This is a genomic window from Rhizobium sp. SVR5-9E (genome assembly GCF_056755095.1).
In genome coordinates this window covers 182,286-197,119 of record NZ_JBNDHS010000002.1, presented here as the reverse complement: position 1 = coordinate 197,119, position 14,834 = coordinate 182,286, and the positions used below count along the sequence as shown (strand labels likewise).

General features: G+C 61.0%; 13 protein-coding genes and 1 other RNA gene. All 14 read left to right on the top strand.

Going from position 1 to position 14,834, the window contains the following annotated elements:
- Positions 1 to 80: 80 nt before the first annotated feature.
- The 14 genes from ACPYOJ_RS02225 (at position 81) to murD (ending at position 14,834) form a co-directional block, all read left to right on the top strand.
- A complete protein-coding gene (locus ACPYOJ_RS02225; RefSeq protein ID WP_481414790.1) occupies positions 81 to 788 on the top strand; it encodes a TerB family tellurite resistance protein in 708 nt (235 codons plus the stop codon).
- Positions 785 to 1,546, top strand: coding sequence for an N-acetylmuramoyl-L-alanine amidase (locus ACPYOJ_RS02220; protein WP_481414789.1), 762 nt, complete (start codon positions 785 to 787; stop codon positions 1,544 to 1,546). Before ACPYOJ_RS02225 ends, ACPYOJ_RS02220 begins: the two co-directional genes overlap by 4 nt.
- Positions 1,547 to 1,808: 262 nt before the next feature.
- Positions 1,809 to 2,387 carry a lytic transglycosylase domain-containing protein gene (locus tag ACPYOJ_RS02215; RefSeq protein ID WP_481414788.1) on the top strand — a complete coding sequence of 193 codons (579 nt, stop codon included), beginning with the start codon at positions 1,809 to 1,811 and terminating at the stop codon, positions 2,385 to 2,387.
- Between the two features lie 54 nt (positions 2,388 to 2,441).
- A complete protein-coding gene (locus ACPYOJ_RS02210) occupies positions 2,442 to 3,629 on the top strand; it encodes an NAD(P)/FAD-dependent oxidoreductase (RefSeq protein ID WP_481414787.1) in 1,188 nt (395 codons plus the stop codon).
- 15 nt (positions 3,630 to 3,644) lie between these two features.
- Positions 3,645 to 4,820: an NAD(P)/FAD-dependent oxidoreductase gene (locus ACPYOJ_RS02205; RefSeq protein WP_481414786.1), complete on the top strand. Its 1,176-nt coding sequence runs from the start codon at positions 3,645 to 3,647 to the stop codon at positions 4,818 to 4,820.
- Between the two features lie 53 nt (positions 4,821 to 4,873).
- Positions 4,874 to 5,269: RNase P RNA component class A (gene rnpB, locus ACPYOJ_RS02200), an RNA gene on the top strand.
- A gap of 396 nt (positions 5,270 to 5,665) precedes the next feature.
- The gene (gene mraZ, locus ACPYOJ_RS02195; protein ID WP_168830675.1) at positions 5,666 to 6,106 is read left to right on the top strand and encodes a division/cell wall cluster transcriptional repressor MraZ; all 441 of its coding nucleotides are present in this window, start codon (positions 5,666 to 5,668) and stop codon (positions 6,104 to 6,106) included.
- 14 nt (positions 6,107 to 6,120) lie between these two features.
- A complete protein-coding gene (gene rsmH, locus ACPYOJ_RS02190) occupies positions 6,121 to 7,146 on the top strand; it encodes a 16S rRNA (cytosine(1402)-N(4))-methyltransferase RsmH (RefSeq protein ID WP_481414785.1) in 1,026 nt (341 codons plus the stop codon).
- A gap of 1 nt (position 7,147) precedes the next feature.
- Positions 7,148 to 7,582, top strand: coding sequence for a cell division protein FtsL (ftsL, locus tag ACPYOJ_RS02185; RefSeq protein WP_481414784.1), 435 nt, complete (start codon positions 7,148 to 7,150; stop codon positions 7,580 to 7,582).
- 2 nt (positions 7,583 to 7,584) lie between these two features.
- Complete coding sequence (locus ACPYOJ_RS02180) at positions 7,585 to 9,336, top strand: peptidoglycan D,D-transpeptidase FtsI family protein (protein ID WP_481414783.1); 1,752 nt, start codon at positions 7,585 to 7,587, stop codon at positions 9,334 to 9,336.
- A 64-nt stretch (positions 9,337 to 9,400) separates the two neighbouring features.
- Positions 9,401 to 10,861, top strand: coding sequence for a UDP-N-acetylmuramoyl-L-alanyl-D-glutamate--2,6-diaminopimelate ligase (locus ACPYOJ_RS02175; protein ID WP_481414782.1), 1,461 nt, complete (start codon positions 9,401 to 9,403; stop codon positions 10,859 to 10,861).
- Entirely contained in the window at positions 10,858 to 12,291 is a 1,434-nt protein-coding gene (locus ACPYOJ_RS02170) for a UDP-N-acetylmuramoylalanyl-D-glutamyl-2,6-diaminopimelate--D-alanyl-D-alanine ligase (RefSeq protein WP_481414781.1), read from the top strand. The genes ACPYOJ_RS02175 and ACPYOJ_RS02170 overlap by 4 nt, the downstream gene beginning before the upstream one ends.
- Positions 12,292 to 12,313: 22 nt before the next feature.
- Positions 12,314 to 13,414 carry a phospho-N-acetylmuramoyl-pentapeptide-transferase gene (mraY, locus tag ACPYOJ_RS02165; protein ID WP_481414780.1) on the top strand — a complete coding sequence of 367 codons (1,101 nt, stop codon included), beginning with the start codon at positions 12,314 to 12,316 and terminating at the stop codon, positions 13,412 to 13,414.
- 7 nt (positions 13,415 to 13,421) lie between these two features.
- Positions 13,422 to 14,834: a UDP-N-acetylmuramoyl-L-alanine--D-glutamate ligase gene (gene murD / locus ACPYOJ_RS02160; RefSeq protein ID WP_481414779.1), complete on the top strand. Its 1,413-nt coding sequence runs from the start codon at positions 13,422 to 13,424 to the stop codon at positions 14,832 to 14,834.

Sequence of the window (14,834 nt, the reverse complement as noted above, 5' to 3'; positions counted from 1 at the left end):
GTGCGACCAATGGCTGCCTTGCAAAGGCTTCGATTATTTGATCAACCTGTCTCTTACATGTTGCGATGCGAGAGACTTTGATGTCCTTCTGGGAAAGATTGCTGAATGCCATCGGTAGTGCTGCGGGCAACGTGCTCTCGGCGGTGGTCGAGGCTGTCCGCACCGTTTTTGAGGGTGATCCGGAGACCCGCCGCAAGGTGGCGATCTCTGTTGCCATCATCGCGCTTTCCGCGAAGATGGCCAAGGCGGACGGCATCGTCAGCGAGAAGGAAGTCCAGGCTTTCCAGGATATCTTTGAATTTCCGCAGGACCAGGCGAAGAACGTCGCGCGACTCTACAATCTTGCGCGTCAGGATATCGCTGGTTACGAAGCCTATGCCGCCAAGCTGTCTTCGCTCTGCATCAGCTGCGCTGCCAATTGCTCGGTACTGGAAGATGTGCTCGACGGCCTCTTCCACATCGCCAAGGCGGATGGACTGGTGCATGAAAAGGAGATGAATTTCCTTCGCCACATCGGCCAGATCTTCGAGATGAGCGACGAGCGTTTCGAGCAGATCGCTGCGCGCCATGTTTCGATTGGCCGCGACCCCTACAAGGTTCTCGGTGTTCTGCCTTCCGACGACTTTCCGACGATCCGCCGCCGCTATCACGTCCTGGTCAGCGAGAACCATCCCGACCGGCTGATTTCGCGGGGCGTACCCAAAGAGTTCCATGCGATCGCCAACGAGCGCATGGCTGCCCTCAATGACGCCTATGCGACGATCGAGAAGGAACGTCGCGCCGCATGACCACATTCGCGGCCGATTACCGCAAGGCTTCCGTGCAGCCGTCGCCGAACCATGGCGAGCGCGCCGGCGGTCGCAAGCCGGATATGATCATCCTTCATTACACAGGCATGTCCTCTCACCAAGAGGCGCTTGCCTGGCTCTGTCGCGACGAGAGCCAGGTCTCCAGCCACTATTTCGTGCATGAGAGCGGCGATGTCGTTCAGCTCGTGCCGGAGGAACGGCGGGCGTGGCATGCGGGCAAGAGCAGCTGGCGCGGTGAGGGCGATATCAACTCCCGGTCCATCGGCATTGAAATCGCCAATGCCGGACATCCCGGCGGGCTGCCGGATTTTCCCGAAAAACAGATTGCGGCAGTCATAGAATTGTGTCGCGATTGTGTTGAACGTTGGTCGATTAAGTCGGAATTGGTGCTCGGACACTCAGATATTGCGCCGGTTCGCAAGGTTGATCCGGGCGAAAAATTTCCTTGGGGCGAATTGCATAGATCAGGCGTAGGGCACTGGGTCGAGCCGGCACCGATCACCGGCGGCCGCTTCTTCCAGCGCGGTGACCGCGGCCAGCCGATCGAGGCGCTGCAGTCCATGCTGTCCCTCTACGGTTATGCTACGGAAATCACGGGCGAATTCAGCGACAAGACCGCCGGTGACGTAGAAGCTTTCCAGCGGCATTTCCGGCAGGAACGGGTCGATGGAATTGCCGATTTTTCGACGATCGACACGCTGCATCGTCTGCTTGCGACGCTGTCGCGGTATTCGTGACATCCGTGTGACGTTCCGAGCAACTTTTTTTCCAAAAATGCATTGACAGGCGCGCTGCCACATCCTTTCCAAATTATCTCCTCATTACGATGGTCTAACCTCAGTCACTGAGCGGGGCTCGTCCGGTTTTTTGTGTGTAACCGCGGGCGTCAAATGAAACGATGAGAATTGCTGCGGCATGTTTCCAGTTCTTGGGACGTGTAACCGGACGACTGCGCCGCGCGCGATCCAGCTATTCTTTGGGCCGGAGTAATTAGACTAGATGAGAGATATGCTTATTGGTGCGGCGGCGTGCGCGAGCGCGTTGCTGATAGGGTATGGCTGCGCTTTTGCTGACGATACGGGAAACAAGACTAAGGATGAAACCCTGACGGTGAACTTCAAGACCGTCGATCGCCAGAGCGGTTATGCAATCCCGGATTTCGAGACCCTCAAATATTCCATTTTGATCGTCAAATACGCAAAGGAATATGACGTCCCCGTCGAGCTTGCTCGGGCCGTCGTTCGCGTCGAAAGCAATTTCGATCCGGATGCACTCGGCAGCGCGGGTGAGGTCGGGCTGATGCAGATCAAGCCTGCGACGGCGCGCATGATGGGTTACACAGGTACCAAGAAGGACCTTTTCGATCCGGAGACGAACATCAAATACGGCATGAAATACCTAGCGGGGGCTCATGAGCTCGGCGGCGGGGAAACCTGCGGGACGATCCTTAAATACAACGCGGGCCATGCGGCGAAGCGCATGAACCCGGTTTCCAAGGCCTATTGCGGCAAGGTGCTGGCGCTCATGCAAGGCGCGGCAGAAGTGGCTGAAACGGCATCGATTTCGAACCCGACTTAAGAGTATGAATCAAGCTAACCGCCGTGTTATCTGACCTCGAAAGCGAGGTGAGACATGGCGGCTGATTTCAAGACGATCATTCTTGGGCGTGGCATGATGGGTGCGGCGGCGGCCCGCCATCTCGCCGGCATGTCGGATGGTATTGCGCTGATCGGGCCGGGTGAGCCGGCGGATCGGAAAAGCCATCATGGCGTCTTCGCCAGCCATTACGACGAAGCGCGCATCACCCGAACCTTCGACGATGATGTCGTTTGGGCGACGCTGGCGGCCCGTTCGCTCGACCGCTACGCGGAGATCGAGGTCGAAAGCGGCATACGTTTCTACACGGAGGCGGGATGCCTCTTTGCCGGACCGCCTGCGGTCCGCGGTGAGAGCTATCTCGGTCGCGCGCTCGATGTGGCGGATGAGATGCAACTCCCCGTCAAATCGCTGCCGCCGGACGAGCTTTCGCGGCGCTTCCCGCAATTTGCGTTCAACCTCACCTTTCACGGCTACCTGGAGAGCCGCAGGGCAGGGCATATCAACCCGCGCGCGCTCGTCCGCGCCCAGGCTCTTCTTGCAGAGAGAGGCGGCGTCAGGTTGATCGATGCAACGGCAACTGCGGTTCGCGATGCAGGCTCGCATGTGGAGGTGACCGCTGGCAGCGTGCGCTACACGGCGGAGAAGGTGCTCGTCGCCGCCGGCGGTTTCAGCAATTTCAATAATCTCCTGCCGCGCACGGTCGACATCCGAGTCTCGGCGCGGACGGTCGCCTTTTATGAACTCGGTGCAAGCGAGATGGAGATCTTCGGCGCCATGCCGTCGACGATCGTTTTCGGCGACCGTGAGGAGGATCATGTCTATATCCTGCCGCCGGTACGCTATCCCGATGGCAAGGCCTACCTCAAACTCGGCGGCGATACGGAAAGCCGTGTGTTCGACACGCTGGCGGCGGCAAGCGAATGGTTCCGCGCCGACGGCGACAAGGCCGAGCGGGAGCATCTGGCGGCGATTGCCTCGACCATCATGCCGGGGCTTAAGTCCTCCCCGGTTACCTCGGCGCCCTGCGTTGCGACCTACACGAGGGATGGCTATCCCTATGCCGGCTTTACGGATTCACCGCGGATCGCAGTCCTGACCGGGGGCAATTTCGTCGCCGCAAAATCGTCGGACGAGCTCGGGCGTCTTGGTGCCGTGCTGATCTGCGAGGGCGGTCTCGGTGAAAGCGACTTCGGCGAGGAACTGACGCCGGTCTTCCGGTAAGGCAAAGAGGCATTCATGGCAGCGGATTTCAAATATATCGTCGTCGGACGGGGCATGATGGGGGCGGCGGCCGCGAAGCATCTCGCGAAGCAGACGGACGGCGTGGCCGTCATCGGTCCCGACGAGCCGGAAAACCGCAAGGCGCATGAAGGCGTTTTCGCCAGCCATTATGACGAGGGCCGCATCACCCGGACCGTCGATCCGGATCGGGATTGGGCGCTCCTCGCCAATCGCTCGATTGCCCGATATCCGGAGATCGAAGCGGAGAGCGGCATTGCGTTCTACACCGAAGCGGGCTGCGTCGTCGTGGCGCCGACAAAGAGCGATTACATCGCCAAGACGGCGAACGCCGCTGCCTCACTCGGGGTGGAAACGAGACGGCTGGACGACCCCGGCCTCAAATCAGCGTTTCCCTTCTTCGCCTTGCCAGAAGGGAGCGAGGGCGTCTTTCAGGCGAAAGGCGCCGGTCACATCAGTCCGCGCCGGCTGGTGAAAGCGCAGTCAGTTATCGCCGAGAAGGCGGGCGCCACGGTCGTTCGTGATTACGTGACGGCGATCCGCGACGAGGGCCGCGTTGCCGCAGTCGAGACTTCCGGCGGACGGACCTATACGGCCGAAAAGGTGCTGCTGGCCGCGGGCGGTTTTTCCATTGGTCAGAATCTGTTGCCGCAATCTGTTGGCATATCGGTTCATGGTCGCACGGTTACGCTGTTTGAGGTCAGCGATGCGCAGGCCGCAGAATTTGGCGCCATGCCGTCGCTGATCCTCGAGGCTCCCGATATTGACATCTACCTGCTTCCGCCGATCCGTTATTCTGATGGGAAGTACTATCTGAAGGTCGGCGGCGACCCCGATGACTACCGGCTTGAGACGGAGAAGGAATTGCGCGCCTGGTTCAGGACCGACGGCCGCCCGTCGGCGCGCGATCATCTCATGGCCATTGCGCGTCGACTTGTTCCGGATATGAGACCGCTGTCCGTCTCGACGGCGGCCTGCGCAGTGTCGCACACGAAGAGCGCCTATCCGATGATCGGCTACACGTCCTCGCCGAACATAGCCGTTCTGACCGGCTGCGCCGGGACGTCGGCGAAGAGTTCGGATGAGATCGGCCGTCTCGGGGCCGAGCTGCTGCTTCAAGGCGGAATCGGAGATCAGGGCTACCGCACGGATTTCAAACCCGCTTTCCGGTAAGACACCGATATTTCCGGTGGTAATTGGCAGCGCTCTCGACTATTTGAGCCATGCCAGTTGGCCGGGCAGCCGCGCTTTACCAATGCCGAAAGGCGGTAGGGTGAGGAAAGTCCGGGCTCCACGGAAATACGGTGCCGGATAACGTCCGGCGAGGGTGACCTTAGGGAAAGTGCCACAGAAAGCAAACCGCCTGTCGTGACAGGTAAGGGTGAAAGGGTGGGGTAAGAGCCCACCGCGTCTCCGGCAACGGAGATGGCACGGTAAACCCCACCGGGAGCAAGACCGAATAGGGATGACGTGGCGGGCGAAAGCCCGCCGGCCGGTTTCCAGGCCAGTCATCCGGGTGGGTTGCGTGAGGCAGCGTGCAAACGCTGTCCCAGAGGAATGGCTGCCACGTTCCGGTTTCGGCCGGAGCCATACAGAACCCGGCTTACAGGCCAACTGGCAATCAATTTCTTGTGGCGCCGCGGCAGCGGCAGCTTTTGCTATGCCCTTGGTTTTCAGGGGCTGATGGCCGTATTCTGCTCGGCTTCCTGCGGCGTTTTCGAGGCTTCCTTGGGCCGGAATCCTAACCCTTTGTTAAACTTAACGGCTTATGAATTTAAGATACGGCGCTCATCGCGAGACGGGCGTTTCCCATTGACGCCCACATGGTCCCATGATATCCCAGAAGTGCACTGCAAGAGGGCCATTAAGCGCCCATCAATCGCAAAGCCAAGGCGTCTTTTTCTCCAGAGGCGTCGGATGGAGTATTGTTCATCCGGCTGGCGAAGCTGTGCCTGAATTTGAGGGTCCCGGGCAGCTGAGTTCCGTTCGGGCCCTTTCGGAAACGGATGTTTCGTGTCATGAGCCGCTTCCTTTCAAATGCGACCAACAGGATCGATTCCAAGGGCAGGGTTTCCGTGCCTGCGGCTTTTCGGTCCGTTTTGGCCCAGCGCAACGTCCAGGAGCTGTATTGCTTTCAGGACTTTGTCTTTCCGGCGATCAGCGTCGGCGGCCCGGACCTTCTCGAAAGGTTCGAGCGGCAGATTGCTGCGGAGGATCCGTTTTCGCCGGATGCGAACGAGATGTCGCTTCTCATTCATGGTGGCGGGGTCTTCATGAAGCTCGACGCCGAAGGGCGGCTGATGGTCACGGATTTCATCCGCGACTTTACGGGCATCTCGGACGAGGTGGCCTTTGTCGGTCGGGCGGATCATTTTCAGCTGTGGCAGCCGCGTGCATTTCAGGCCGCCCAGACACAGGCACGAGGGGGGCGCAGGCCGGCGGGCAGGCACCCCGGATAAAACGAGGGCATGGAATGGCGGCGAATCCTGGCGGAGGTTCAACTGATGCCGGTGGCGGACCGGTTCGCCACATTCCGGTTCTTCTTGCCGAGGTGCTTTCGGCGCTTCAGCCCGCTTCCGGAAAAGTCATTCTCGACGGGACCTTCGGTGCAGGCGGCTATACGTCAGCCATTCTTGCGGCTGGGGCGGACGTGATTGCGCTGGATCGCGACCCGACGGCAATTGCCGCCGGTCAGGAAATGGTCGCCGCCCACGCCGGTCACCTCGAACTCATTCAATCGCAGTTCTCCAATCTTGCTGATCACGCGCCGACTGACGGGCTCGACGGTGTCGTGCTCGATATCGGCGTTTCGTCGATGCAGCTCGATGAAGCCGAGCGCGGCTTCTCCTTCCAGAAGGACGGCCCACTCGATATGCGCATGTCGGGTTCCGGTGTCTCTGCCGCCGACGTCGTCAATCGCGCCAAGGTGGCGGAGCTCATCCGCATCTTTCATTTTCTGGGCGAAGAGGATCAGGCGCCCCGCATCGCCCACGCCATCGAGAAACGCCGGGCGGAAAAGCCGTTCGAGACGACGCGCGATCTTGCAGGGCTCATCGAGCTGGTGACGCCGCGCAAGATGAAGGACAAGATTCATCCGGCGACTCGCGTTTTCCAAGCGCTCCGCATCTTCGTCAATGACGAGCTTGGGGAATTGGGGCAGGCGCTCTTTGCTGCCGAACGCGTCTTGAAACCGGGCGGTCGCCTCGTCGTCGTTACCTTCCATTCGCTCGAAGACCGTATCGTCAAGAAATTCTTCTCCGATCGCGCCGGCAAGGCTTCGGGCTCTCGTCATCTGCCGGTGGCGCATGAGCGCGCCGCGACTTTCGAACCGCTCGGGAAATCAATGATTGCTGCAGGCAAGGCGGAAGCCGAGGCAAATCCGCGGGCGCGTTCGGCCAAGCTGCGGGCCGGCATTCGTACGCATGCGACGGCTGAAGCCGCGGATATGTCGATCTTCGGGTTGCCCAATCTTGCCAGCCTCGGAAAGCTTGGGGGTTGAAATGCTGAGAACGTTCGACGTCGTACTGATCGGCATCATGACGGCGGCAGCTGCGGTCACCTACACGATCAAGCACCGCGCAGAGCTGAAGCTCGAAGAGGTTCATCGCCTCGAGGCCGAGATCAAGCTCGAAAAGGACACCATTGATCTGCTCAAGGCAGACTGGGCGCTGCAGTCGCAGCCTAACCGGCTGGAGCGGCTGGTGAACGCATACAACGACGAACTCAAGCTGCAGCCGACGGACTCGACGGCGCTTGTTCATCTGCGTGAGTTGCCGATGCTGAAGTCGCAGGTTCCGGTTCCGGCAACTACCGAGGCCAAGAACCGCGCGAAGCCGGGCGCAGGCGCGGGAATGGCCGTTGCCGCCAAGGCGCCGCCGGCTCCTGCCGCGCGTCCAGAAGAAGAGGACCTCATGTCAACCGGATCGGTGGAGTAGCCATGTCGTTCCTCTCTCGCATTATGGTGCTGAAGAGCCAGGCGCACTTTTCCTCCGGCGTCTATAACCGTTTCGGCGGCCCATCGGCGAGCTTGCCGCTCGAGGGATCGCGCAAGAAGCGAGCCAGTCAGGCAAAAAGCCGCGTCGGTCTCCTCATCCTGGGGTTCACCGCAATTTACGGCATCATCGGCGGGCGCTTGGTAGAATATGCGCTGAAGGATCCGGAGGTTGTCTCCAGCATCCTGCCGCCCGATCGTCTGATGGCATCGCGTCCGGATATTCTCGACCGCAACGGCGAGGTGCTGGCAACCGACATCCGCACGGTTTCGCTCTTCGCCGAACCGAACAAGATCGTCGATGTGGATGAGGCGATCGAGAAGCTCTCGACCGTTTTGCCGGATCTCGACGCGAAGGGCACTTACAAGAAACTGTCCGTCAAGAGCTCGCATTTCGCATGGCTTCGCCGGCAACTGACGCCGAAGCAGCAGAGCCAGATTCTGGCGCTTGGCATTCCCGGCATCGGTTTTCGTCCGGAAAAGCGCCGCTTCTATCCGGGTGGCCCGACGGCCTCGCACATCCTCGGTTACGTGAACATCGACAACCGCGGCGTCAGCGGCATGGAGAAGTACATCGACGACCAGGGGCTCGCCGATCTGGCATCGGTGGGCATGACCAGCGATCAGCCGCTTGAGCCGGTCAAACTCTCGATCGACCTGCGTGTCCAGAACATCGTGCGCGATGTCGTGTCCAGCGCGGTGATCAATTATGAAGCGAAGGGGGCCGGCGCCGTCGTTCTCGACGTTCACACGGGCGAGGTCCTGGCGTTGGCTTCGGCGCCCGACTTCGACCCGAACAATCCGGAAGGGGGCGCCAAGGAAGGCTGGCTGAACCGCATGTCGAACGGAACGTTCGAAATGGGCTCGACCTTCAAGACGTTCAGCACGGCCATGGCGCTCGACAGCGGCAAGGTTACCCTCAACTCCAGCTTCGACGCCACCCGGCCGATCCGCATCGGCGGCTTCACCATCCATGATTTCCATGGTCAGGGCCGATGGCTGACCGTGCCGGAAATCTTCGAATATTCGTCCAATATCGGTACGGCGAAGATGATCGATCTCGTCGGCATGGATTTGCAGAAGGAATACCTGACACGCTTCGGTCTGCTGACGAAGATGAAGACCGAGCTGCCGGAAGTGAAGATGCCGAGCCAGCCGAAGGTCTGGAAGAAGATCAACTCGATCACGATTTCCTTCGGTCACGGCGTGTCCACGACACCGTTGCAGACAGCGGTCGCCGGCGCCGCACTCGTCAACGGAGGCAAGCTCATCGAGCCGACTTTCCTGCCGCGGACGCGAGAGCAGGCAGATGAGGCCGCAGAGGTCATCGTCAAGAAGAGCACCAGCGACAACATTCGCTACCTTTTCAAATTGAACGGCCTCAAGGGCTCCGGGCGCAATGCCGACGTTCCGGGCTTCAATGTCGGCGGCAAGACGGGCACGGCCGACAAGGTCGTCAACGGTCGCTATGCGAGTAACCTGAACTTCAACGCATTCCTCGCAGCGTTCCCGATCGATAATCCACAATATGTTGTGCTGACCTTCTGCGACGAGCCGCATAACGGCGAAAAGGGCCAGAACATCGCCGCTTATACGGCTGCACCGATGGTCAAGAACATCATCAGGCGCGCCGCGCCGATCCTTGGGGTCGAACCGCAATTCGGCGAAGACGGGTCGGCCTTGCTGGTGTCTTATTGAGTGTGAATGAATATTAGCGCCGATTCGCGTGGGGTGGTCGGCGTGAGAAGAGAAAAGACATTCAATGAAACTGCGGGACATCGCCGGAAGTGCGTTTCCGGAAATCAAGGAACAACTCGAAGGGCCGCTGGGCGGGTTGGAGATCTCCGGCCTTTCAGCCGATAGCCGCAAGATCGAGGCTGGAATGGCATTCGTTGCCGTCGCCGGTTCGAAGGCCGACGGCGCCAGCTTTATCGCCGATGCCGCCAAACACGGTGCGGCGCTGATCGTTTCCTCGCAATCCGTCGAGGCTTCCATTCCGGTCCTTCCGGTCAAGGAACCGCGCCGCTTTCTTTCAGTCGCCGCGGCGAATTTCTATCGCAGGCAGCCGGAGACGATGGTTGCCGTAACCGGCACGGCGGGCAAGACCTCGGTGGCGTCCTTCACGCGCCAGATCTGGACCTATGCCGGACACCCGGCAGCCATGATCGGTACGACCGGCGTCGTTTCTCCGACCCGCAACCAATATGGCTCGCTGACCACGCCCGATCCGGTTTCGCTCCACAAACTGCTCGCCGATCTCGCTGACGAGGGCGTCACGCACGCTTCGATGGAGGCATCGAGTCATGGGCTCGATCAATGCCGCCTCGACGGCGTGCGGCTTTCGGCTGCCGCCTTCACCAATCTCGGCCGCGATCACATGGACTATCACCCCACGGTGGAAAGCTACATGGCTGCCAAGATGCGGCTGTTCGATACGCTGCTGCCGAAGGGCTCGCCCGCCATCATCTTCGCTGATGATGCCTGGTCCGAGCAGGCGATCAAGGCGGCCAGAGAAGCGGGCCATGATGTCCGCACCGTCGGCCGCAAGGGTGATTATCTGACGCTCAAGCGGGTCGAGCACTTCCGCCACAAGCAGATCGCCGAGGTGCATGCCGGGGACGAGATTTTCGAGGTCGATATTCCATTGGCCGGCGATTTCCAGATCGCCAACGCACTGGTTGCGGCTGCGCTCGCCATGTCCACCGGCGTTCCGGCCAAGACGGCCATGGCGGCGCTGGAGAAGCTGCAGGGCGCCTCCGGCCGTCTCGAACTCGTCGGCCATACGAAGGATGGCGCGCTTGCCTATGTCGATTACGCGCACAAGCCGGATGCGCTCGCCAATGTTCTGGAATCTGTCCGCCCGTTCACCACGGGCCGTGTGATCGTCGTCTTCGGCTGCGGCGGCGATCGGGACCGGGGCAAGCGCCCGATCATGGGCGAGATCGCCTGCCGCCTTGCGGATGTTGTGATCGTCACCGATGACAATCCTCGTTCGGAGGAGCCTTCGGCGATCCGCGCCGAGATTATGGCGGCGGCGCCATGTGCCACTGAAATCCCTGATCGTTCGAAAGCGATCTATCAGGCCGTCGAAATGCTGAAATCCGGCGATACCTTGATCGTCGCGGGCAAGGGGCATGAAGAGGGACAGACCATCGGGAGTGTGACGCTGCCCTTCTCCGATCATGCCGAGGTGCGTGAGGCTTTGGAGGAGCTGAAATCGTGAGCTGGCTTTGGACGACGGAAGACATGATCAACGCCATGGCGGGCCGCCCGTTCGGCACGCTTCCTGAAGGCATTACCGGCATTTCGATCGACAGCCGCACGATAAGCCCAGGCGAAGCCTTCTTTGCCATCAAAGGCGACCGGGTCGACGGCCACGACTACGCCTCGATGGCCATGGCGAACGGCGCAACGCTCCTCGTCGTCAGCGAAGCCCGTCTTTCGGGGCTCGGCCGGCTGACGGTTCCGATGATCGTCGTCGATGACGTCCTTGCCGCCCTCGGGCGGTTGGCCGTCGCATCGCGGCGGCGTTCGCGGGCGCAGATCATCGCCGTCACGGGCTCGGTCGGCAAGACGACGACCAAGGAGATGCTCCGCCACGTGCTTTCGCCGTCGGGTAAGGTGCATGCCTCGGTCGCGTCCTTCAACAATCATTGGGGCGTGCCGCTGACGCTCGCGCGCATGCCGCTCGACACGCATTACGGCGTCTTCGAAGTCGGCATGAACCATCCGGGCGAGATCCGTCCGCTCGTGCAGATGATCCGGCCGCATGTTGCCGTCATCACGACAATCGCTCCGGCACATCTCGGCAATTTCAACAGCATCACGGAAATCGCCGCGGCAAAGGCCGAGATACTCGAAGGCCTTGCGCCCGGCGGGCATGTTGTGCTCAACCGGGACAATGAGCAGTACGATTTCCTGGAGCAGAGGGCGCAATCGCTCGGTGTCCAGAACATCCATTCCTTCGGCCAGCATGCCAAGGCGGAGTTCCGTCTTGCCGAATTCAACGGTTCGGATGAAAGCTCAGCGCTCTGGCTGACGATCGACGGCGAGACGCTCGAAGTGGCGATCGGCGCGCCCGGACGGCACATTGCTGAAAACGCACTGGCCGCCCTCGGCGTCGTCACCCTCGTCAACGCCGATCTGGACAAGGCAATCGCGGCGCTGGCCACTCTGCAGCCTGAAAAAGGCAGGGGCCGCCGCCACAAGCTTTCGATCGGGAATGGCAGCTTTAAGCTGATCGACGAAAGCTACAATGCCAATCCCGCTTCCATGCGCGCTGCAATCGCGCTGCTTGCGGCGGCTGATCCGGCTGGCCACGGGCGGCGCATCGCGGTGCTCGGCGACATGCTGGAGATGGGCGACTATGCGCAAGAACTCCATTCGGAGCTTTCCGAGCCGCTGCTTGCGGCCGGCATCGAACATGCCTGGCTCGCAGGCAAGGAGATGACGGCGCTGAAGGATGCTCTTCCGGATAGCGTGCACGTCGAATACCGGGAGACGGCGGAAGAACTCGCAAAATATGCATTGAACTCGGTCGCGCCAGGCGACGTGTTGATGGTGAAGTCGTCACTGGGGATTGGGTTTGGCAAGATTGTCGCCGCGCTCCTTGACAAGTTTACGCCATTTGCCGACACGCAACGCGAACTTTGACCGGGTAAACAAGGGGCCCTGAATGCTGATTTGGCTAGTCGAACTGTCGGACCATCTGAAATTTCTGAACTTGTTCAGATACATTACCTTCCGCACGGGTGCCTCCCTCTTCACTTCCGCTCTCATCGTCTTTCTCTTCGGGCCGGCGATCATCAAGTCGCTCCGCATTCGGCAGGGCAAGGGCCAGCCGATCCGCGCGGACGGGCCTCAGACGCATTTCAAGAAGGCCGGCACTCCGACGATGGGCGGGCTGATGATCCTTGCCGGCATCGTCGGCGCCTCGCTGCTATGGGCCGACCTTTCGAATGTCTACGTCGTCGCGACGCTGCTCGTCACCCTCGGCTTCGGCGCGATCGGCTTCTATGACGATTATCTCAAGGTCACCAAGCAGAGCGACAAGGGCTTTTCGGGCAAGGCGCGCCTCGGCATCGAATTCATCATCGCAGGCATCGCGGTCTATTTCATGATGCGCACGGCGCTTGCCTCCGGTACGGCAGGCTCGACCTTCGGCTCCTCGGTCGCCTTTCCCTTCTTCAAAGATTTCATGGTCGATCTCGGCATCATGTTCGTGGTCTTCGGCGGTTTCGTCATCGTCTCGGCGGGCAACGCAGTCAACTTGACGGATGGCCTGGACGGGCTGGCGATCGTTCCGGTGATGATTGCTGCCGCCTCCTTCGGCGTCATCGCCTATCTTGCCGGTAACGCGGTCTTTGCGAACTATCTGCAGATCAATTTCGTGCCCGGCACCGGCGAGCTTGCCGTCGTCCTGGGCGCCGTCATCGGTGCGGGCCTCGGCTTCCTCTGGTTTAACGCGCCGCCCGCCGCAATCTTCATGGGCGATACTGGTTCTCTCGCGCTCGGTGGCACGATCGGAACCGTTGCTGTCGCCACCAAACACGAGATCGTCATGGCGATCATCGGCGGTCTCTTCGTCGCGGAAACGCTCTCCGTCATCATCCAGGTCGGGTTCTTCAAGATGACCGGACGCCGGGTCTTCCTGATGGCGCCGATCCATCACCACTTCGAAAAGAAGGGCTGGACTGAAAGCCAGGTGGTCATTCGTTTCTGGATCGTCGCCGTCGGCCTTGCGCTGCTTGGCCTTTCCACCCTCAAGCTGCGGTGAGCGGACCATGATTCCGGTCACCACGCTCGCTGGAAAAAAGGTTGCGCTCTTCGGGCTCGGCGGCTCGGGGCTCGCCACGGCCCGGGCGCTGGTTGCAGGCGGCGCCGACGTGACCGCATGGGATGACAATCCCGATAGCGTTGCGGCCGCGAGCGCGGAGGGCATCCGGACGGGCGATCTCCACAACATCGACTGGTCTTCGCAGTCGCTATTTGTGCTCTCCCCGGGCGTACCGCTGACGCATCCGAAGCCGCACTGGACGGTCGATCTCGCGCGGGCCGCCGGTGTTGATATCGTCGGCGACGTGGAACTCTTCGTCCGCGAACGCCGGGCGCACGCGCCGGATTCCCCGTTCATTGCGATTACCGGCACGAACGGCAAGTCGACCACCACCGCACTGATCGCGCATATCCTGAAATCCACCGGCCGGGATACGCAGCTTGGCGGCAACATCGGCACCGCGGTGCTGACGCTCGATCCGCCGAAGCCCGCGCGCTATTATGTCGTCGAGTGCTCATCCTATCAGATCGACCTTGCGCCGACGCTAAACCCGTCTGCTGGCATTCTGCTTAACCTCACGCCTGACCATCTCGATCGCCACGGCACGATGCAGCATTATGCCGACGTCAAGGAACGGCTGGTCGCGGGCAGCAGGACGGCCGTCGTTGGCGTCGACGACAGCTATTGCGAAATGATCGCTGACCGTATCGAGCGGGCAGGGACGAAGGTGGTCCGCATTTCGCGCCGGCACGCGCTGGCTGACGGTATCTATGCCGAAGGCGCCAAGATCATGCAGGCGTCTTCCGGTACCGCTCTGCCGATCGCCGATCTTACCGGTATCCAGACGCTTCGCGGCAGCCACAATGCGCAGAATGCCGCTGCTGCGGTTGCGGCCTGCCTCGCCGTCGGGGTATCGCCCGAGGAGATTCGCGCCGGGCTTGCCTCCTTCCCCGGCCTCAAGCATCGCATGCAGCCGGTGGGCAGGCGCGGCAATGTCGTCTTTGTCAATGATTCGAAGGCGACGAATGCCGACGCTGCGGCGCCGGCGCTGTCGAGCTACGATCGCATCTATTGGATCGCCGGCGGCCTGCCGAAGACGGGCGGCATCACGACGCTGGCGCCGTTCTTCCCGCGCGTCGCCAAGGCCTACCTGATCGGCGAGGCGGCGGCGGAGTTTGCTGCGACGTTGGGTGAAGCCGTGCCATACGAGATTTCCGGGACGCTGGAGCGGGCTGTCGCGCATGCGGCTGCCGACGCGGAAAAAGATGAGACTGGCCCTGTCGCGGTGATGTTATCCCCGGCTTGCGCAAGCTTCGACCAGTACAAGAACTTCGAAGTCAGGGGCGATGCATTTGTCAGCCATGTGGCAGCGCTCGATGGAGTGACCATGCTGATCGGTTCGGCAACAGGAGATAAATGA